This window comes from Azoarcus sp. DD4 (assembly GCF_006496635.1).
Classification (GTDB): domain Bacteria; phylum Pseudomonadota; class Gammaproteobacteria; order Burkholderiales; family Rhodocyclaceae; genus Azoarcus.
On the sequence record NZ_CP022958.1, the window covers coordinates 866892 to 886399 of the forward strand.

Here is a 19508-nt window from a genome sequence, read left to right on the forward strand (position 1 = left end):
CATATGATCCGGGGCTGTATTTCCCCGCGACGTCGCCCATGATGCAGGGGAACCCCCCACCGTTTTGCCCGCCATCCATTCACCGCCTTCACGCAGCCCACCGGGAGAATCGTTTGAACCTGCGTCTCAGCCTCTATGAACTCGCCGCCCGCCACCGCCTCGATGCCGGCGCCAGCGCGCGGCTGCTCGATCTCGCCGGGTTCGGGCGCGAGCCGGCGGCGCTGCGCCCGCTCGCGGTGCGCGGCGTGGCGGTGCTGGCCGCGGCCCTGGGCGGCTTCGGCCTGATCCTGTGGGTGGCGGCGAATTGGGCGGTGTTCGGCCGCTTCGGGCGCTTCGGCCTGTTGATCGGCGCGGTGGTGGCGATGGGGCTGGGCGCGGCGCTGCGTCCGCGCCTGCGCGCGCCGCTCGCGCTGCTCGCCTTCCTCGTCACCGGCGGGGTGTTCGCCTATTTCGGCCAGACCTACCAGACCGGCGCCGACCCCTGGCAGCTGTTCGCGCTGTGGGCGGTGCTTGGCCTGCCGCTTGCGCTGGGCGTGCGCAGCGACGTGCTGTGGGCGCCTTGGGCCTTGGTCGCCGGCAGCGCGTTGTCGCTGTGGCTGTACGCCTACAACGGCCACAGTTGGTGGCGCGGCGGCGCGGTTGGCGTGCATCTGCTGTCCTGGCTGCTGTGGCTGGCGCTTGCCGCGGCGTTGAGCGCGCCGCTGCGGCGCTGGAGCGGGGCCGGTCCGTGGTCGGCGCGGCTGACGGTGACGCTCGCCACCGCGGCGATCACCGCCGGCGCGCTGGTCGGGCTGTTCGACGACGCGCCGCTGCTCTACCTGCTGGGGCTGATCGCACTTGGCGCTGCGGCGGCGCTGTTCGCCACGCCGCGGGCCTTCGATGTGTATTGCGTCAGCGCCGCTGGACTCGGCCTCAACCTGCTGCTGGTGTGCGGCCTGGCGCGGCTGCTGCTGGATGGTGGCGGCGAGGTCGGCGGCCTGCTGGTGCTCGGCATCGCCGCCGCGCTGCTGCTCGCGGCCACGGTGGCCGCGATCCTGGCGCTGATCCGCCGTCACGCCCAGGGAGAGCAGGCATGAGCCGGGCACGATTGCAGCAACTGATCGATGCCGCGGCCGCCGCTGGCCTGATCCCGGCCGGCGAGCAGGCCACCGCCGACGGCGGCCGGCCCTGGCCGGTGGTATTGCTCACCGGGCTGGGGGCCTGGCTGGCGGCGATTCCGCTGCTCGGCTTCGTGGCGCTGGCGACCGATCTGGTCGACAGCGGCATCGGCGCCATCGTCGTCGGCGCGCTGCTGCTCGCCGGCGCGGTGATGGTGTTGCGCAGTACCGGGCTTTCGCTGTTCGTCGAGCAACTGGCGATGCCCGGCCTGCTTGCCGGCGCGGGGCTGATCGCGATGGGTTTGCTGGACAGCGGCTCCGAGACGGTGGCGGCGACGGTGATGGCGGTGCTCGCGCTCGGCGTCGCCGCGGCGGTGCCGCAGGCCTGGCTGCGCGGCTTGCTCGGGGCGGCCGCCGCGGTGCTGGCCTGGTTGATCGTCACCGATCTGGCCTACGGCGGTCTCGGCCTCTTCCTGCCACCGGGCGTGGTGCTCCATGTGCAGCTTGGGGGCTGGATTGCCTTGCTCGGGTGGCAGCGGCGTGCGCTGGCCGATGGACGGCCAGGCGTGGCCGCAGCGATCGAGGCCATCGGTGGCGGCTGGCTGGTGGCCGTGCTGGCGGCGTTCGCATTGTGGTCGGGCACCACCTTCCTGCTCGGCGCCAACATGGGGGTGGGCGCGGCGTTAGAGCTGGCGGATGCGCTCCGCGATGGGCCGGGCCGCGCCGGCGCCTATCTTCCCGGAGCCTGGGCGATGCTGTCGGCCTTGCTGGCGGTTGGCGCGGGCTTGTGGCTGGCGCGCTGCTGGCCGCAGTTGCGTCAGCCATGGTGTGGCGGCGTGGCCGTTGCGCTGGCGGTGCTCGCCGCCTTCATGCCGGCACTCGGGGCGGTGCTGCTCGCCGCCGCGATCTGCGTCGTGAGCGGCCGTCGCGTGCTGGCACTGGCGGCGCTGGTGGCCGCGGCCTGGATCGTCGGCGCCTTCTACTACCAGCTCGCCTGGCCGCTGGCGATCAAGGCCGGGGTGCTGGCCGGCGCTGGCGCGGTGCTCGGCGCGCTGGCAGCGTGGGGGGCGCGCACGGCGACGGCTACGGCCGCTGCGGCAAGTGGTGACGCTACCGCGAATGGTGTGGACGCTACGGCGTCGGCCGGCGCGGTGGTGGCGCGCGGCAGCCGTGGAGCGGGCTGGGCGATCGCGCTCGGTACGGTGGCGGTGGTGCTGGTCGCGGTCGGCGCGATCGTGCAGAAGGAGCGGCTGATCGCCCACGGCCGGCCGGTGTTCGTGCCGCTGGCGCCGGTCGATCCGCGCTCGCTGATGCAGGGCGACTACATGGCGCTCAATTTCCTCGGCTGGGGCGAACGGCCTGGCGAGGATCCAGATCCCTTCGCGCTCGATAACCCGCGGTTGGTGCTGCGCGTGGATGCGCGCGGCGTGGTCACCGCGCGCCGGCCCGACGATGGCAGCGCGCTGCAGGCCGACGAGTTGCTGATCCGCCTGGTATCGCGCGGCGGCCGCTGGGTGCTGGTGACCGACGCCTTTTATTTCCCCGAGGGCGAAGGCGGGCGCTGGGCGCAGGCACGCTTCGGCGAGTTCCGGGTGGATGCGGACGGCAAGGCGCTGCTGGTGGGACTGCGTGGCGAGGATCTGGCGCCACTGTAGGCTGGGGCCTAGCGCATCGTCACCAGCTCTTCCGCGCTGGTGGGGTGGATGGCGACGGTGTTGTCGAAGTCGGCCTTGGTTGCGCCCATGCGGATCGCCACCGCGAAGCCCTGCAGCATCTCGTCGGCGCCTTCGCCGATGATGTGGCAACCGACCACGCGCTGTTCTGGACCGGCGCACACCAGCTTCATCGCGGTACGCGGTTTGGCGGCGGTCAGCGCGTGGTACAGGCCGGTGAAGCGGCTGGTATAGATCTTCACGTCGCTGTACTGCTGGTGCGCTTCGCCCTCGGTGAGGCCGACGGTGCCGATGGGCGGATGGCTGAAGACCACGGTCGGGATGGTGTCGTAGTCCAGCCGAGCCTCGCTCTGGTCGAGGAAGAGGCGGGCGGCGAGCTTGCGGCCCGCGGCGATTGCCACCGGGGTGAGTTCGGCGCGGCCGGTGACGTCGCCGATGGCGTAGATGCCGGGCACGGCGGTGTTCTGCCAGGCATCGGTGGCGATGTTGCCGTCGTCGTCGGGGGCGAGGCCGGCGGCGATCAGGTCCAGCCCGTCGGTGTTGGCGTGGCGGCCTATCGCCCAGATCAGGGTGTCGGCCTCCACCGTGCGCTCGCCGCAGTCGGCCCGCAGCGCGCCGTCGGCGCCGCGGCGCAGGGCATGAGGCCGGGTACCGGTCAGGATGCGGATGCCGGCATCGCTCATCTGCGTCATCAGCTCCTCGCGCAGCATGGGATCGAAGGGGCGCAGCAGGGTGTCGCCGCGCACCAGCATGGTGACCTCGCTGCCGAGCGCGGCGAGCACGCCGGCCAGTTCCACCGCGATGTAGCCGCTACCCACCACCGCCACCCGGCGTGGCAGGTGGTCGAGGGCGAAGAAACCGTCGGAGCTGATGCCGAGTTCGGCGCCGGGCAGGTCGGGCAGCTGCGGTTTGCCGCCGGTGGCGATGACGATGTGGCGGGCGTGGTGGCGGTGGCCGTCGACCTCGACCGTACCGGCATCGACGAAACGGGCATGGCCGCGCAGCAGACGCACGCCGGCCTTGTCCAGCATGTCGGCGTAGATACCGTTGAGCCGGCCGACATAGGCGTCGCGTGCAGCCTTCAGGGCGGCCCAGTCGAAGCGGTGGTCATCGACATGGAATCCGTACGAGGCCGCGTCGGCGAGCGCATGGGCCATGCCGCCGGCGTACCACATCAGCTTCTTCGGCACGCAGCCGACGTTGACGCAGGTGCCGCCGAGGCGGCCGCTTTCGATCAGCAGCACCTTGGCGCCGTACTCGGCGGCTCGCCTCGCCGTGGCGACTCCGCCGCTGCCGCCGCCTATCACCAGGTAGTCGTATCGCATCATGGTGGCTCCCTGCTCCTGTGTGTCATGTCGAGCTTAGCGCGAGGACGTGCCGGACATCCAGTCGCGCGCATGGATCCCGGTCCGCGCGATGAGGCCGTCGGGCATCTTCTGGTATACAGCTTGTCGACCACCCGGCCGCTTCGTGCTGCGGCCGCCCTGGAGAAGCCCGTGTCCCGTCTGTTCCGCCTGTTCGAAAACCTGGTCGATCCCTATCCCGAAGCGCCGCCGGCCACGCCGCCGCGCCGCTTCTTCGCCTTCCTGTGGGCGGGGACGGAAGGCCTGCGCCCCTTCATCCTCGGCATGACCCTGCTCACCGCCACCATCGGCGCCTTCGAGGCGCTGCTGTTCGCCATGCTCGGCCGCATCGTCGATTGGCTGGCCAGGGTGGAGCCGGCACATCTGTGGGCAGACGAGGGCGGCACGCTGATGCTGCTGGGCTCCGTCATCGTCGGCAGCATCGTGCTGGTGGCGCTGCAGACCATGCTCAAGCACCAGACCCTGGCCGGCAATTTTCCGATGCGGCTGCGCTGGAATTTCCATCGCCTGATGCTGGGCCAGAGCATGGCCTTCTACCAGGACGAGTTCGCCGGCCGGGTCGCGGCCAAGGTGATGCAGACCGCGCTGGCGGTGCGCGACACCTGCTTGATCCTGACCGACATCCTGGTCTTCGTCATCATCTACTTCATCACCCTGGCGGCGGTGGTCGGTGGTTTCGACGCCTGGATGCTGCTGCCCTTCCTCGGCTGGCTGGCCTGCTACCTGGCCTCGCTGCGCTGGTTCGTGCCGCGGCTGTCGCGGGTGTCGCGCGCCCAGGCCGATGCGCGCTCGCTGATGACCGGGCGCATCACCGACGCCTACACCAACATCGCCACGGTGAAGCTGTTCTCCCACGCCGGCCGCGAAGCGGGCTACGCGCGCGCGGCGATGAAGGAGTTCATGACCACGGTGCACGGTCAGATGCGCTTGGTGAGCGGCATCGAGGTGGTCAATCACAGCCTCAGCATGGGGCTCATCCTCAGTACCGCCGGCGTGGCGCTGTGGCTGTGGACCCAGGGACAGGTCGGTGTCGGCGCGGTGGCGGCGGCCACCGCGATGGCCTTGCGCCTGAACGGAATGTCGCACTGGGTGATGTGGGAGCTGGCCTCGCTGTTCGAGCATGTCGGTACGGTGCAGGACGGCATCAACACGCTGGCGCGGCCGCATCTGGTGGTGGACAGGCCGGATGCCCGGCCGCTGCGGGTCGAGCGCGGCGAGATCCGCTTCGAGCAGCTCGGCTTCGCCTACGGCGCCACCGGGCCGCAGGCGCGCAAGGTGATCGAGGACCTCGACCTGGTGATCCGGCCGGGCGAGAAGATCGGCGTGGTCGGCCGTTCGGGCGCGGGCAAGTCCACCATCGTGAACCTGCTGCTGCGCTTCTACGACGTCGAGCAGGGCCGCATCCTGATCGACGGCCAGGACATCGCCCATGTCACCCAGGACAGCCTGCGCGCCCAGATCGGCATGGTGACGCAGGATACCTCGCTGCTGCACCGCTCGGTGCGCGACAACATCCTCTACGGCCGGCCGGACGCGACCGATGCCGACATGATTGCCGCGGCCAGGCGCGCCGAGGCGCACGAATTCGTCCAGACCCTGAGCGATCCGCACGGCCGCCGGGGTTACGACGCCCACGTCGGCGAACGCGGCGTCAAGCTCTCCGGCGGTCAGCGCCAGCGCATCGCGATCGCGCGGGTGATGCTCAAGGACGCGCCCATCCTGCTGCTGGACGAGGCCACCAGCGCGCTCGATTCCGAGGTGGAGGCGGCGATCCAGGCCAGCCTCTACCGGCTGATGGAGGGCAAAACGGTAGTCGCGATCGCCCACCGCCTGTCGACCATCGCCGCGATGGACAGGCTGATCGTGCTCGACCGCGGCCGCATCGTGGAGGAGGGCGATCATCGCAGCCTGCTGGCGCGCGGTGGCCTGTACGCGCGGCTGTGGGCGCACCAGAGCGGCGGCTTCCTGGGTGAGGAAACGGATGAGCCGGACGACGAGGGACCGACCGCCGGGCGGGTGCCGGCAGCGGACGGTAGCAAGCTGGCCGAGCCGGTCTGAGGCAGCAGCGCGATGAGCACGATGAAATACCTTTCCGCCTACCCGGCGCCGCTGGTGGCCCAGGTGCGCCAGTTGATGGAGGACGGCCGGCTCGCGGCGCTGCTGGCCGGGCGCTATCCGGCAGGCCACGCGGTGCGCACCGATGCGGCGCTGTACGACTATGTTGCGGAACTGAAGGCCGGTTTCATGCGCAAGGCAGAGCCGCTGTCGCGGGTGAACTACGACAACAAGCTGCATGTGGTGCGCCACGCGCTCGGCACGCATACGACGATCTCGCGGGTGCAGGGCAGCAAGCTCAAGGCCAAGCGCGAGATCCGCATCGCCAGCCTGTTCCGCGACACGCCGCCGGAGTTCCTGCGGATGATCGTGGTGCACGAGCTCGCCCACCTCAAGGAGCGTGAGCATGACAAGGCCTTCTACCAGCTCTGCGCCCACATGGAGCCGAACTACCACCAGTACGAGTTCGACCTGCGGGTGTATCTGTGCCACCTGGAGGCGGGCGGTGCCGCGTTGTGGTCCGCGGCCGCTGCGGCGCGCGAAGCTTGAGACGGCGGCGCCGGGCGTCGGCGCCGCCGGGCCGCCTTACATGCGGCTGAGGTCTTCGATCGCGTCCACCACCATGCTGGTGCCGATGGCGATCATCAGGATGTCGCCGGCGACGCGGACATACTTGTAGCCGGCCGGCGGGATGCCGATCTCGACCACCAGCGCCGGCGGCAGGTCGTAATAGACCACGTCGCGAGGCAGCACGCGGCCACGGCTCCACTTCTTGGCCTGGCCCGGCGGCATGCAGCCGTTGCCCTTCTTGGCGAGCCCGGGCGGACAGCGGCCGCCGGAGAATTCGCGATGGTAGTAGTCGCGGATGACGGTGCGCTGGCGATCGTGGAAGCGCAGATCCACCGACACCGAGGGGCTGCGACGGTCGTCGCGCTCGTAGTGGGTGCCACGGTCGTCGCCGCGGCGGTCGTCACGGGAATTGTCGCGACGGTCGTCGCGATCCTGGCCGCGGCCCTTGTCGCCGCGCTGTTCGTGCTTGCCGCCGCCTCCCTGGCCACCGCCGGCCCAGTCGGGCTTGTCGGCGAAGGCGGGCGCAGTGGCGAAGACGCCGATGACGAGCGCCGCGAGCAAGCCGCCCTGCAATGTTCTTGTACCTGCCATTTTTTTCTCCTTGATTTGACGACCTGCAGCCCGCCTATTCCAGTGGCCGGACCTTGAGCCGTTTCCCCTTGATCCTGCCGTTTGCGAGCCTGTGCAGCGCCTCATTCACGATAGTCCGTGTCACCGCGACATAGGTGTAAGAGTCGGTGACATGGATCTTCCCGACCTGCTCGCGGCTCAAGCCGGCTTCGCCGGTCAGCGCGCCGAGCACGTCGCCGGGGCGGATCTTGTCCTTGCGGCCGCCGAGGATCTGCAGCGTGGCCATCGGCGGCAGCAGCGCTTCTTCGTTGTCGCCCGGAAGGGCGTCGAGTGTATGCCATTCAGGTTCGAAGCGTTGCGCCTGGGCGATCGCGTCGACACGGCGGCGGTCGGCGCTGCTGGCCAGGCTCAGGGCCCAGCCGGCCTCGTCGGCACGGCCGGTACGGCCGATGCGGTGGACGTGCACCTCCGGATCCGGCGTGACATCGACATTGATCACTGCCTCCAGGCCGGCGATGTCCAGCCCGCGCGCAGCGACGTCGGTGGCGACCAGCACCGAGCAACTGCGGTTGGCGAACTGCACCAGGACCTGGTCGCGTTCGCGCTGTTCGAGTTCGCCGTGCAGGGCGAGCGCATGGATGCCGTGGGCATGCAGCACTTCGACCAGGTCACGGCATTGTTGCCGGGTATTGCAGAAGGCAAGCGTACTCACCGGGCGGTAGTGGCGGAGAAGGCGGACCACTGCCTCCAGCCGCTGTGGGTGCGCGACTTCGTAGAAGCGCTGCCGGATCTTGTCGGCACCGTGTTGCTCCTCCAGCTTCACCTCCCGCGGTTGACGCAGGAAGCGGGCCGCCAGGCTGGCGATGCCCTCGGGGTAGGTGGCAGAGAACAGCAGGGTCTGGCGATGGGGCGGGCAGGCCTGGGCGACCGCGACGATGTCGTCGAAGAAGCCCATGTCCAGCATGCGGTCGGCCTCGTCCAGCACCAGGGTGTTGAGCGCTTCGAGCTTCAGGCTGCCGCGGTCGAGGTGATCGAGCAGCCGGCCCGGCGTGCCGACGACGATGTGGGCGCCGTGCGCCAGGCTGTCGAGCTGCGGGCGGATGGGCGTGCCGCCGCACAGCGTGAGTATCTTGATGTTCTCCTCGGCGCGGGCAAGGCGGCGCAGCTCCTTGGCGACCTGGTCGGCGAGTTCGCGCGTCGGGCACAGCACCATGGCCTGCATCCGCAGGCTGCGCGGGTTGAGCTTGCCCAGCAGCGGCAGGCCGAAGGTGGCGGTCTTGCCGCTGCCGGTCTTGGCTTGGGCGATGAGGTCGTGGCCGCCCAGCGCCAGCGGCAGCGCCGCGGCCTGGATGGGCGTCATGGTGTGATAGCCGAGGCGGGCGAGGTTGGCGATTACCTCGGGAGCGAGCTGGAGTTCGGTAAAGGCCCGCGCGGCGGCGGCCGCGTCGGAAGGGGCGGCCGCGGCGGGCGGCATGTCTGGCGTGGGGCGGTTCGTGTGCATGCCGGATTATACGGGGCGGCCCGAGGTCGGGGCCGCCCCCCTGCGGCGACTAGAGTACGACCCGGCGGAAGTCGGCCAGCAAGGCGGCCAGATGCACCAGGAAGCGGGCCGCCGCGGCGCCGTCCACCGCGCGGTGATCCCACGACAGGCATAGCGGCAGCATGCGCCGCGGCAGGAATTCGCGGCCGTTCCACACCGGCTTGATCGCGCTGCGGGTGACGCCGAGGATTGCGACTTCGGGCGCGTTGATGATGGGCGTGAAGCCGGTGCCGCCGATGCCGCCCAGGCTGGAGACGGTGAAACAGCCGCCCTGCATCTGCTCCGGCCGCAGCTTGCCGTCGCGGGCGAGCGCGGCGAGTTCGGCGCATTCGGCGGCGATCTCGCGCAGCGGCTTGCGGTCGGCGTCGCGGATCACCGGTACCACCAGTCCGTTGGGCGTGTCCGCGGCGAAGCCGATGTGCCAGTAGCGCTTCTCGACGATCTCGTCGCCGTCGAGCGAGGCGTTGAAGGCCGGGTAGCGCTGCAGGCTGTGCACCGCGGCCTTGATCAGGAAGGGCAGCAGGGTGAGCCTGGCTGCCTCCTTGCCGGCTTCGGCGTTGAGTTGCTGGCGGAAGGCTTCGAGGTCGGTGATGTCGGCTTCGTCGAAATTGGTGACGTGCGGCATGAGCACCCAGTTGCGGTGCAGGTTGGCCGCCGACAGCTTCTGGATGCGGGTCCGCGGCCGGCGTTCGACCGGGCCGAAGCGGGCGTAATCCACATTCGGCCACGGCAGCAGGTCGAAGGGGGCCGCCGCCGTAGCGGGTGCGGGCGTGCCGGCACCGGCCAGCATCGCCATCTTCACATGGGCGATCACGTCGTCCTTGCTGATCCGGCCCTTGGCGTCGGCCGGCGCCACGCGGGCGAGATCGACGCCGAGCTCGCGCGCCAGCCGGCGGACCGAGGGTGAGGCGTGGGCGCGGACCGCGCCGGCGGGAGGTGGCCGGTTGGCCGGCAGGGTGGGCGCCGGGCTTGGCGCAGCGAGGTGATTGCCGGTCTCGGCTGGCGCAGGTGGCAGTGCGGTCGGTCCGGCCTGTGCCGTCGGTACAACATTCGCCGCGGCGTCCTCGACACGCAGCAGCAGCGTTCCGCGGCTGACGCGGTCGCCGGGGGCGATGGCGATCTCGCGCACGATGCCGGCTAACGGGCTGGGCACGTCCATCGTCGCCTTGTCGGACTCCAGCGTGACGATGGCATCCTCGGCGCGGATGGCGTCGCCGACGCGCACCAGCAGGTCGATCACCGGCACGTCGCTGTAGTCGCCGATGTCCGGCACGGTGACCTCGATCAGGGTGGTCATGGCCGGCTCCTCAGAAACCGAGCGGGCTGGGCTTGCCCGTGTCGATGGCAAAGGCGGCGAGCGCGGCGGCGACGACGTCGCGGCCGATATCGCCGTCGTCGGCGAGGCTCTTCAGCGCCGCCAGCATGATGTAGCGGTCGTCGATCTCGAAAAAGTTGCGCAGCGCGACGCGAGTGTCGGAGCGGCCGAAGCCGTCGGTGCCGAGCACGGTGTAGCGCCGCGGCACCCAGTTGCGGATCAGGTCGGGGTAGGCGCGGATGAAGTCGGTGGTAGCGACGATGGGGCCGCGACTGCCGCCGAGCTGGGCGGCGACCCAGGGCCGGCGCGGTTCGGCGTCCGGATGCAGCAGATTCCAGCGGTCGCAGGCGATGCCGTCCTTGCGCAGCTCGCCGAAGCTGGTGGCGCTCCAGACCTCGGCGCCGACGCCGAATTCCGCTTCCAGCCGTTCCGCGGCGGCGAGCACCAGGCGCAGGATGCTGCCGCTGCCGATCAGCTGCACCCGCGGCCTGTCGTCGCCGAGCGTGGCCGCGCGCAGGCGGTAGAGGCCACGGCGGATGCCTTCCTCGGCGCCGGGCGGCAGCGCCGGCTGCGGGTAGTTCTCGTTGTACAGGGTGAGGTAGTAGAAGCCGTTCTCGCCCTCGGCCATCATCCGCCGCACGCCGTCCTCGACGATGACCGCGACTTCGTATCCATAGGCCGGGTCGTAGGCGCGGCAGGTCGGCACGGTGGCGGCGTAGAGCTGGCTCTGGCCGTCCTCGTGCTGCAGGCCTTCGCCCGACAGCGTGGTGCGGCCGGCGGTGGCGCCGAGCAGGAAGCCGCGCGCCTGGCAGTCGGCGCCGTTCCAGATCAGGTCGGCGACGCGCTGGAAGCCGAACATCGAATAGAAGATGTAGCAGGGCAGCATGGGCTGGTCGCTGTGCGACCAGGCGGTGCCGGCGGCCAGCCAGGAGCCCATCGAGCCGGCCTCCGAGATGCCTTCTTCCAGGATCTGGCCGCGCACGTCCTCGCGGTAGAAGGCGAGCTGTTCGGCGTCCTGCGGGGTGTAGCGCTGGCCCCAGGGCGAGTAGATGCCGAACTGGCGGAACATGTCCTGCATGCCGAAGGTACGCGCCTCGTCGGCGACGATGGGCACCACCCGGGGGCCGAGCGCGCTGTCGCGCATCAGCTTGGTGAGCAGGCGTACGAAGGCCATGGTGGTCGAGATCGCGCGCTCGCCGGAATCGGCATGGAAGGCGGTGTAGAGGCCGGGCGTGGCGACCGCGATCGGCGTCGCCTGCTCGCGCCGCTGCGGCAGGAAGCCGCCGAGCGCGGCGCGGCGTTCCTTCAGGTAGCGCACTTCGCGGCTGTCTTCGCCGGGGTGGAAGAAGCGGGCCTTGTCGAGGTCGTCGTCGGACAGCGGCAGGCCGAAGCGTTCGCGGAAGTGGCGCAGGTCGTCGTGCGCCAGCTTCTTCGCCTGGTGCGCGGTGTTGGCGCCCTGGCCGGAGCCGCCCATGCCGTAGCCCTTGGTGGTCTGAGCCAGGATCACCGTCGGCTGGCCGCGCTGCGCCACCGCGGCGGCGTAGGCGGCGTGGATCTTGATCGGGTCGTGGCCGCCGCGGGTGAGGGCGTCGATGTCCTTGTCCGACATGTTGGCGACCAGCGCCGCCAGTTCCGGGTAGCGCGAGAAGAAGTGCTCGCGGTTGTAGTGGCCGTCGGTGGCCGACAGCTTCTGGAATTCGCCATCCACCGCCTCGGCCATGCGGCGGAGGATCCAGCCGCCGCTGTCGCGCGCGAACAGCACGTCCCAGTTGCTGCCCCACAGGCATTTGACGACGTTCCAGCCGGCGCCGGCGAACAGCGTTTCCAGCTCCTGCACGATGTTGCCGTTGCCCCGCACCGGGCCGTCGAGCCGCTGCAGGTTGCAGTTCACCACCAGGATCAGGTTGTCGAGCTGTTCGCGCGCGGCGAGCGAAATGCCGGCGAGCGATTCCGGCTCGTCCATCTCGCCGTCGCCGACATAGACCCAGACCTTGCGGTCGTTCGCCGGCATCAGCTCGCGGTGCTGCAGGTAGCGCTGGAAGCGGGCCTGGTAGATGGCGGTGAGCAGGCCCAGGCCCATGGAACCGGTGGGGAACTGCCAGAAACCGGGCATCAGTGTCGGGTGCGGATAGGACGACAGGCCGCGGCCGATGCCGCCGGAGACCTCGCGGCGGAAGTGCTCGAGCTGGTCTTCGCTCAGCCGGCCTTCGATGTAGGCGCGCGCATAGACGCCGGGCGCGGCGTGCGGCTGGAAGTACACCAGGTCGCCGGGATGGTCGGCCGAAGGGGCGCGGAAGAAGTGGTTGAAGCCGACCTCGAACAGGTCGGCGATCGAGGCATAGGTGGCGATGTGGCCGCCCAGTTCCGGATGCGCCTGGTTGGCGCGCATCACCATCGCCAGTGCGTTCCAGCGGTGGATTGCGGTGATGCGGGTTTCGAGGTCGAGATCGCCGGGATAGACCGGCTGCGCCTCGACCGGAATGGTGTTGCGGTAGGGCGTGGTGTGGCGGGTATGGAAGCGGCCGCCGGCGACGCGGCCGGCCTCGATCAGCCGCTCCACCAGGAATTCGGCGCGTGCCGTACCGGCGCGGGCGAGTACTTCTTCCAGGCTTTCCAGCCAGTCCAGGGTTTCGTCCCGGTCGGGATCGTGTGGGGTTCTGTCGTTCATCGCGCAGCCGCCTTTGGGGTTGGAGGGCGCTGTTCATTGTAGGTAGCGGTCGAATAAATAAATTGCCATCTACACTGCCAAATGGCTAGATTGAGCAATATTCGATAAAAAATACAAGGATATGAGCAATATGGAGAAAACCCCGTCGCTCGACGCCACTGATCTGCGCATCCTCACCTGCCTGCAGGAAAACGCGCGCATTTCCAACGTTGCGCTGGCCGAGCGTGTCCACCTGTCGCCGGCACCCTGCCTGCGGCGGCTGCGCGATCTGGAGGCGACCAAGGTGATCCGCGGTTACGCAACCCTGGTCGAACCGGAGGCGCTCGGCCTCAACGTCTCGGTGTTCATCCAGGTCAAGCTGGAAAGGCAGGTCGGCCAGACGCTCAAGACCTTCGAGGAAGCGGTGCTGTCCTATCCCGAGGTAATGGAGTGCTACCTGATGACGGGCGAGTCGGACTACCTGTTACGGGTGCTCGTGCCCGACCTCAAACAGCTTCAGCGCTTCATCGTCGAACGGCTCGCGCTGCTGCCGGGCGTCGCCGCCATCCAGTCGTCGGTGACGCTCAAGCAGGTGAAGTACAAGACGGCGCTGCCGATCGACTAGCACGGGGGGCACCGGGAAGGCGGGGGCTTCTTTTATGCTGTATAAATATGTAGTATTCGCCCGGTCGCCCTTCCGCCGAATCCGATGTCCTCCATCTACTTGTTGAAGTCGCGCTTCCAGGCGCTGCTGAGGCCGCTGGTCGGCAGGCTTGCCGGCGCCGGGGTCACCGCCAACCAGGTCACGTTGTCCGCCGCCGCGGTGTCGCTGGCGCTCGGCGCACTGCTGTTCCTCTTCCCGCGTCCGGCCCTGTTCCTGCTGCTGCCGCTGTGGATGTTCCTGCGCATGGCGCTCAACGCCATCGACGGCATGCTGGCGCGCGAGTTCGGCCACAAGTCGGCGCTCGGTGCCTATCTCAACGAACTCACCGACGTGGTGTCGGACGCCGCGCTGTTCCTGCCCTTCGCGCTGGTCGCGCCTTTCGGCTGGCTCAGCGTGGGGCTGGTGATCCTGTTGTCGGTGGTATCGGAAATGGCCGGTGCGCTCGGCCCGATGGTCGGCGCGCCGCGCTGCTACGACGGGCCAATGGGCAAGAGCGACCGCGCCTTCGTGTTCGGTGCGCTCGGCCTGTGGCTGGGGCTCGCCGGCAGCCTGCCGCCATGGGCCGCGTGGCTGATGCCGACCGCCGCCGCGGCGATCGCGTTCAACATCGTCAATCGCGTGCGCAGCGGCGTGCGCCAGTCGTCTTCCTCCCTCTGAAAGGGTACTCATGAGCACATCCCGCCCGGTGCAGGAGCACCATTTCACCACCCACGACGGCGTCGACCTGTTCTACCGCCACTGGCCGGCCACCGCGCCGCGGCGTGGTGCGGTGGTGATGTTCCACCGCGGCCACGAGCATTCCGGCCGCATGGCTCATCTGGCCGACGAGCTCGACCTGCCGGAATTCGATTTCTTCGCCTGGGACGCGCGCGGCCACGGCCTGTCACCCGGCGCGCGCGGCGATTCGCCGAGCTTCGGCAGTTCGGTGCGCGACGTGCAGTGCTTCATCGATCACATCCGCGATACCTGGGGCATCGCCCACGAGGACATGGCGGTACTTGCGCAGAGCGTGGGCGCGGTGCTGGTCAGCACCTGGGCGCACGATTACGCGCCGCGGGTGCGCTGCCTGGTGCTGGCCTCGCCTGCCTTCAAGGTCAAGCTCTACGTGCCGTTCGCGCGCAGTGGACTGGCGGCGATGCGGCGGCTGCGCGGCAACTTCTTCGTGAACAGCTACGTCAAGGCCAAATTCCTGACCCACGATCCGGCGCGGCAGGCCTCCTACGACAGCGATCCGCTGATCGCGCGCGCGATCTCGGTGAACATCCTGCTCGCGCTCTACGAGGCCGCCGACCGCGTGGTCGCCGACGCCCAGGCGATCACCCTGCCGACGCAGCTATTGATCTCCGGCGCCGACTGGGTGGTGCACCACGGCCCGCAGCACGCCTTCTTCGAACGCCTCGGCTCGGCGGTGAAGGAGCGCCACGTACTGCCCGGCTTCTACCACGACACCTTCGGCGAGCTCGACCGCAAGCTGGCGACCGACAAGGCGCGCGACTTCATCCTCCGCCAGTTCGCGGATGCGCCGCAGCGAGTCAGCCTGCTCGACGCCGACCGTCGCGGTGCGACCTACGACGAGGCGCAGGCGCTGGCGGCGCCGCCGTCGGCCTTCCGCGCGCTGTACTGGTCTGCCTACCGCGCCGGCCTGCGCCTGGGCGGCCGGCTGTCGGCCGGCGTGAAGCTCGGCCACGACACCGGCTTCGACTCCGGCAGCACGCTCGACTACGTCTATCGCGACACCGCCACCGGCATCGGCCCGCTCGCGCCGCTCGGCCGCATGGTCGACCGCCAGTACCTCGACGCCATCGGCTGGCGCGGCATCCGCCAGCGCAAGCTGCATGTCGAGGCCCTGCTGCAGAAGGCGCTCGGCTTCCTGCACGGACAGGGGCGGCCGCTGCGCGTGCTCGACATCGCCGCCGGCCACGGCCGCTACGTGCTGGAAGGCCTGGCGCGGGCGCCGCAGCGCCCCGAGTCCATCCTGCTGCGCGACTTCAGCGACATCAACGTGCGCGACGGTGCCGCGCTGATCCGCAGCAAGGGGCTGGAGGACATCGCCCGTTTCGAGAAGGCCGACGCCTTCGACCGCGACGCCGTCGCCACCGCCGCGCCGCGGCCGACGCTGGGCATCGTCTCCGGGCTGTACGAGCTCTTCCCCGACAACGACATGGTGCGGCGTTCGCTCGCCGGCATGGCCGACGCGGTCGAACCCGGCGGCTACCTGGTCTATACCGGGCAGCCCTGGCATCCGCAGCTGGAGATGATCGCGCGCGCGCTCACCAGCCATCGCGGCGGCGCCGCCTGGGTGATGCGGCGGCGTTCGCAGGCCGAGATGGACCAGCTGGTGGAGGCTGCCGGCTTCGACAAGCTCGAGCAGCTGGTCGACGAATGGGGCATCTTCACCGTGTCGCTCGCCCGCCGCCGCGCCGCATGAGTGCGCCCGCGTGTTCCGGCCCGGTGAGGATGGCACGCAGCCTCAGGCGGGCTGTCCGGTGAGCCGACCTCCCATTGCTGGCGCCGGGGCCGCCGCGCTGGCGGCGGGCGAGGGCGGCCGCATCCTGTGGCTGCGCAGCATCGGCTGGCTGCTGCTGCTCGGCCCCTTCTTCTTCCTCAGCTACGGCTACGCCAACTCCGCCGCGGCGGCGCGCGGCGTTACCGACGCGCTGTTCTTCGAGTGGGAGCGGGCGATCCCTTTCGTGCCGTGGACCATCGTGCCCTACTGGTCGATCGACCTGTTCTACGGCCTGTCCTTCCTGTATTGCCGCGACCGCCTGGTGGTCGATCGCCACGCGCTACGCCTGCTTACCGCGCAATGCGTGTCGGTCGCCTGCTTCCTGCTCTTTCCGCTGCGCTTCGCCTTCACCCGCCCGGACAGCGATGGCCTGCCGGGGCTGATGTTCGATGCGCTCGCCGGTTTCGACCAGCCCTACAACCAGGCGCCGTCGCTGCACATCAGCCTGCTGGTGATCGTGTGGCTGCGCTTCGCGCTCGGCGCCGGCCGCGAGTGGCGCTGGCTGGTGCATCTGTGGGCGCTGGCGATCGGGGTGTCGGTACTGACCACCTACCAGCACCATTTCATCGATGTGCCCACCGGGGCGCTGGTCGGCCTGTTGTGCGTGTGGGCCTGGCCGGACCGCGGGCCGTCGCCGCTCGCCGGCTGGCGCGGGGCTGTCGGCGCAGCGCGCTTGCGCCTCGCCTTCATCTACCTCGCCGCGGCCGCGCTGCTGGCGGCCATGGCTTTCGCCGCCGGCGGCGGCGCGCTGTGGCTGCTGTGGCCTGCGGCGGCGTTCGTGCTGGTGGCGCTGTGCTACGTCGGCCCCGGCGGACGCGGCTTCCAGAAGGAGGGCGGCCGTCACCGGGTGGCGACGGTGCTGCTGTGCGCACCTTATATCGCTGGTGCGTGGTTGAACTCGCGCTGGTGGACGCGGCGCCATCCGCAGGCCGATGCCGTCGTCGATGGCGTCTGGCTCGGCCGCATGCCGCGTGCCGCCGACATGCGCCGCGGCAGCTTCGCCGCATTGTTCGACCTCGCGCCCGAACTGCCGGCGCCGCGCGGCCGCTGGCATTACGACGGCCTGCCGTGGCTGGACCTGGTGGCGCCGGAGCCGGCCGGACTGGTCGACGCCGGCCGCCGCATCGAGGCGCTGCGCACCCATGGCAGCGTGCTGGTGTGCTGCGCGCTCGGCTATTCGCGCAGCGCGAGTGCGGTGGCCGCGTGGTTGCTGGTCAGCGGGCGGGCGGCGGATGTGACGGAGGCGGTCGCGATCGTGCGGCGTGCGCGTCCCGACGTGGTGCTGGGGCCGGCGCACAGCGCGGCGCTTGCCGCCTGCGCCGACCTGGCGCGGGGGCGCCCCGATGGCTGAAGAGCGGCGCAATGAAGCGGCCGAGCGCGCCGGCTGGTGCGCCGACCTGCTCGGACTCGGTCGCCCGCTGGACTTGTGGGCGAGCGGCCTCGCGCTCGTCGCGCTTGCTGCCTTGCTGTTCGAGCGCGGCAGCGCGCCATTGCTATGGGCGAGCCTCGGCGTCGCGCTGATCGCCAAATATTTCGCGCTGCGGGTGCGGCTGGACGAAGCGGTGTTCCGGCGCTGGGCTGCGCTGTGGGCCGGGGCGGATGGTGAGCTGCCGGCGGCGACGATGGCGGCCTTCGACCGCGCGCTCGGCCGGCCCGCCGCCGGCCGGCCGCTGGAGTCGCGCTGCCGCGGCGCCCAGCGCCTGCTGCACTGGCAGGCGGTCTTCACCGTGTTGCAGACGGCATGCGCGCTGGCGGCGGCGATGTATATTCGCTGACGCCGAATATCTTCATCGCATCCAACCGGAGCAGGCCGCAGACATGGGGCTGGAAAGACTGACGGGCGCCGCCTTGTGCGGTTTCGCCAAACTCGTGACCGGCGTGCGCGCCACCTGGCGCGACAACGCGCCGGAGGCGCGCCAGCGCGTCTATTTCGCCAATCATCGCAGCCATGGCGACTTCCTGCTGATCTGGGCGTCGTTGCCGCCGGCGCTGCGCCACGCCACCCGGCCGGTGGCCGGCGCCGACTACTGGCTGACCGGCAGGCTGCGCCGCTACATCGCCGAGCGGGTGTTCCGCGGCGTGCTGATCGACCGTACCGCCGGCGCCCGCCAGGCCGACCCGGTGGCGCAGATGAGCGCGGCGCTGGCCGCCGGCGAGTCGTTGATCGTGTTCCCGGAAGGCACCCGCAACCTCGGCGAGGGCCTGCTGCCGTTCAAGAGCGGCATCTACCACCTGGCGCGCGCCAATCCGGCGGTCGAGTTCGTGCCGGTGTGGATCGAGAACCTCGGCCGGGTGATGCCCAAGGGCAGCCTGATCCCGGTGCCGCTGCTGTGCTCGCTCAGCTTCGGCGCCGCGTTGCGCCTGGATGGCGACGAGGCCAAGAACGATTTCCTTCACCGTGCGCAGGCGGCGCTGGCCGCACTGGCGCCGCCTGCGGACTGATACCGATGAGCTTGTCCGATACCCTGTTCGCCGTCTTCGGCGGTGTGTTTGCCGTGCTCGCGGTCGCCAGCCTGATCGGCGCGGTGCTGAAGTTCCGCTTCGCCCCGGCCGGGCCACATGCGGTGATAGACAACCTCAACGCCCGCCTCAAGACCTGGTGGGTGATGATCGGCCTGATCGGCGCGGCGATCTGGGTGGGGCCGCTCGGGGTGATCCTGCTGTTCGGCTTCATCTCCTTCCAGTGCCTGCGCGAGTTCGTGTCGCTCACCCACACCCGCCGCGGCGATCATCGCGCCCTGCTGTGGAGCTTTTTCTTCTTCCTGCCCTTGCAGTACTACCTGATCGCGATCGGCTGGTACGGGCTGTTCTCCATTCTGATCCCGGTGTACGCCTTCCTGCTATTGCCGATTTCGGCCTCGCTCGGTAGCGATACCACCCGCTTCCTGGAGCGGGCGGCGAAGGTCCAGTGGGGGCTGATGATCTGCGTGTACTGCCTGTCGCACGTGCCGGCGCTGCTGACGCTGGAGATTCCCGGTTTCGCTGGCCGCAACGCGCTGCTGATCGTGTTCCTCATCCTTGTCGTCCAGTCGAGCGACGTCTTCCAGTACGTGTGGGGCAAGCTGTGCGGCCGCCACAAGCTGCCGTCGGCGATCTCGCCATCGAAGACGGTGGAGGGCCTGGTCGGCGGGGTGGCGAGTTCCACCGCCGTGGGTGCGGCGATGTGGTGGATCACGCCGTTCTCGCCGCTGCAGGCGGCGGCGATCGCGCTGGTCATCAGCATGCTCGGCTTCTTCGGCGGCTACGTGCTGTCGGCGATCAAGCGCGACCGCGGCGTGAAGGACTGGGGCAGCCTGATCGAGGGCCACGGCGGGATGCTGGACCGGGTCGATTCGATCAGCTTCTCGGCGCCGATCTTCTTCCATATCGTCCGCTTCTGGTGGGTGCCCTGAACACGGGAATGGGGCGTCCGTTGCAGCCGCGATCTGCGCATCCCTACGCCATCTTGCGTATTCCTGCGTAGGGCCCGACTCCCTAATCTGGCGTTGCAGCGCAGCACTGCGCTTT

16 protein-coding genes are annotated in these 19508 nt (G+C 69.9%); 11 read left to right on the top strand and 5 right to left on the bottom strand.

Annotated features, from left to right (window positions below; genetic code table 11):
• Positions 1-113: 113 nt before the first annotated feature.
• Both CJ010_RS04210 and CJ010_RS04215 read left to right on the top strand, forming a co-directional pair.
• On the top strand, positions 114-1076 hold the full coding sequence (locus CJ010_RS04210; protein ID WP_141016883.1) for a DUF2157 domain-containing protein: 963 nt from the start codon (positions 114-116) through the stop codon (positions 1074-1076).
• On the top strand, positions 1073-2752 hold the full coding sequence (locus CJ010_RS04215; RefSeq protein WP_141016884.1) for a GDYXXLXY domain-containing protein: 1680 nt from the start codon (positions 1073-1075) through the stop codon (positions 2750-2752). Before CJ010_RS04210 ends, CJ010_RS04215 begins: the two co-directional genes overlap by 4 nt.
• 8 nt (positions 2753-2760) lie before the next feature.
• Here CJ010_RS04215 and gorA read toward each other — a convergent pair whose 3' ends face one another.
• On the bottom strand, positions 2761-4098 hold the full coding sequence (gene gorA, locus CJ010_RS04220) for a glutathione-disulfide reductase (RefSeq protein WP_141016885.1): 1338 nt from the start codon (positions 4096-4098) through the stop codon (positions 2761-2763).
• 168 nt (positions 4099-4266) lie between these two features.
• Between gorA and CJ010_RS04225 the strand changes: the two genes are divergently transcribed.
• Together CJ010_RS04225 and CJ010_RS04230 are read left to right on the top strand one after the other, a co-directional pair.
• The gene (locus CJ010_RS04225; protein WP_305764624.1) at positions 4267-6192 is read left to right on the top strand and encodes an ABC transporter ATP-binding protein; all 1926 of its coding nucleotides are present in this window, start codon (positions 4267-4269) and stop codon (positions 6190-6192) included.
• A 12-nt stretch (positions 6193-6204) separates the two neighbouring features.
• The gene (locus CJ010_RS04230) at positions 6205-6738 is read left to right on the top strand and encodes a M48 family metallopeptidase (RefSeq protein WP_205754893.1); all 534 of its coding nucleotides are present in this window, start codon (positions 6205-6207) and stop codon (positions 6736-6738) included.
• Positions 6739-6774: 36 nt separating this feature from the next.
• Here the strand turns inward: CJ010_RS04230 and CJ010_RS04235 are convergent, their stop codons facing one another.
• The 4 genes from CJ010_RS04235 to aceE are packed head-to-tail and all read right to left on the bottom strand — an operon-like array spanning position 6775 to position 12852.
• On the bottom strand, positions 6775-7350 hold the full coding sequence (locus tag CJ010_RS04235; RefSeq protein WP_141016886.1) for a hypothetical protein: 576 nt from the start codon (positions 7348-7350) through the stop codon (positions 6775-6777).
• Positions 7351-7384: 34 nt separating this feature from the next.
• Positions 7385-8830, bottom strand: a complete 1446-nt coding sequence (gene dbpA, locus CJ010_RS04240; protein WP_371415686.1) for an ATP-dependent RNA helicase DbpA — start codon at positions 8828-8830, stop codon at positions 7385-7387.
• A gap of 49 nt (positions 8831-8879) precedes the next feature.
• Positions 8880-10166, bottom strand: a complete 1287-nt coding sequence (locus CJ010_RS04245) for a 2-oxo acid dehydrogenase subunit E2 (RefSeq protein WP_141016887.1) — start codon at positions 10164-10166, stop codon at positions 8880-8882.
• Between the two features lie 10 nt (positions 10167-10176).
• Complete coding sequence (gene aceE, locus CJ010_RS04250; RefSeq protein ID WP_141016888.1) at positions 10177-12852, bottom strand: pyruvate dehydrogenase (acetyl-transferring), homodimeric type; 2676 nt, start codon at positions 12850-12852, stop codon at positions 10177-10179.
• Between the two features lie 130 nt (positions 12853-12982).
• Between aceE and CJ010_RS04255 the strand changes: the two genes are divergently transcribed.
• From CJ010_RS04255 to CJ010_RS04285, 7 genes are all read left to right on the top strand, one after another.
• Positions 12983-13456, top strand: coding sequence for an Lrp/AsnC family transcriptional regulator (locus CJ010_RS04255; RefSeq protein ID WP_141016889.1), 474 nt, complete (start codon positions 12983-12985; stop codon positions 13454-13456).
• A gap of 84 nt (positions 13457-13540) precedes the next feature.
• A complete protein-coding gene (locus CJ010_RS04260) occupies positions 13541-14152 on the top strand; it encodes a CDP-alcohol phosphatidyltransferase family protein (RefSeq protein WP_141016890.1) in 612 nt (203 codons plus the stop codon).
• Positions 14153-14162: 10 nt separating this feature from the next.
• On the top strand, positions 14163-15923 hold the full coding sequence (locus tag CJ010_RS04265; RefSeq protein ID WP_141016891.1) for a bifunctional alpha/beta hydrolase/class I SAM-dependent methyltransferase: 1761 nt from the start codon (positions 14163-14165) through the stop codon (positions 15921-15923).
• 58 nt (positions 15924-15981) lie between these two features.
• Entirely contained in the window at positions 15982-17352 is a 1371-nt protein-coding gene (locus CJ010_RS04270; RefSeq protein WP_240794494.1) for a phosphatase PAP2/dual specificity phosphatase family protein, read from the top strand.
• Positions 17345-17776, top strand: coding sequence for a hypothetical protein (locus CJ010_RS04275; protein WP_141016892.1), 432 nt, complete (start codon positions 17345-17347; stop codon positions 17774-17776). Before CJ010_RS04270 ends, CJ010_RS04275 begins: the two co-directional genes overlap by 8 nt.
• Before the next feature lie 43 nt (positions 17777-17819).
• Positions 17820-18443, top strand: coding sequence for a lysophospholipid acyltransferase family protein (locus CJ010_RS04280; protein ID WP_141016893.1), 624 nt, complete (start codon positions 17820-17822; stop codon positions 18441-18443).
• A gap of 5 nt (positions 18444-18448) precedes the next feature.
• Positions 18449-19393, top strand: a complete 945-nt coding sequence (locus tag CJ010_RS04285) for a phosphatidate cytidylyltransferase (RefSeq protein WP_141016894.1) — start codon at positions 18449-18451, stop codon at positions 19391-19393.
• Positions 19394-19508: the final 115 nt, after the last annotated feature.

Coding starts and splice junctions, on each gene's coding strand:
- CJ010_RS04215 (WP_141016884.1), top strand. CDS start 1,073: ATGAGCCGGGCACGATTGCAGCAACTGATCGATGCCGCGGCCGCCGCT.
- gorA (WP_141016885.1), bottom strand. CDS start 4,098: ATGATGCGATACGACTACCTGGTGATAGGCGGCGGCAGCGGCGGAGTC.
- CJ010_RS04230 (WP_205754893.1), top strand. CDS start 6,205: ATGAGCACGATGAAATACCTTTCCGCCTACCCGGCGCCGCTGGTGGCC.
- CJ010_RS04235 (WP_141016886.1), bottom strand. CDS start 7,350: ATGGCAGGTACAAGAACATTGCAGGGCGGCTTGCTCGCGGCGCTCGTC.
- dbpA (WP_371415686.1), bottom strand. CDS start 8,830: ATGCACACGAACCGCCCCACGCCAGACATGCCGCCCGCCGCGGCCGCC.
- CJ010_RS04245 (WP_141016887.1), bottom strand. CDS start 10,166: ATGACCACCCTGATCGAGGTCACCGTGCCGGACATCGGCGACTACAGC.
- aceE (WP_141016888.1), bottom strand. CDS start 12,852: ATGAACGACAGAACCCCACACGATCCCGACCGGGACGAAACCCTGGAC.
- CJ010_RS04255 (WP_141016889.1), top strand. CDS start 12,983: ATGGAGAAAACCCCGTCGCTCGACGCCACTGATCTGCGCATCCTCACC.
- CJ010_RS04260 (WP_141016890.1), top strand. CDS start 13,541: ATGTCCTCCATCTACTTGTTGAAGTCGCGCTTCCAGGCGCTGCTGAGG.
- CJ010_RS04265 (WP_141016891.1), top strand. CDS start 14,163: ATGAGCACATCCCGCCCGGTGCAGGAGCACCATTTCACCACCCACGAC.
- CJ010_RS04275 (WP_141016892.1), top strand. CDS start 17,345: ATGGCTGAAGAGCGGCGCAATGAAGCGGCCGAGCGCGCCGGCTGGTGC.
- CJ010_RS04280 (WP_141016893.1), top strand. CDS start 17,820: ATGGGGCTGGAAAGACTGACGGGCGCCGCCTTGTGCGGTTTCGCCAAA.
- CJ010_RS04285 (WP_141016894.1), top strand. CDS start 18,449: ATGAGCTTGTCCGATACCCTGTTCGCCGTCTTCGGCGGTGTGTTTGCC.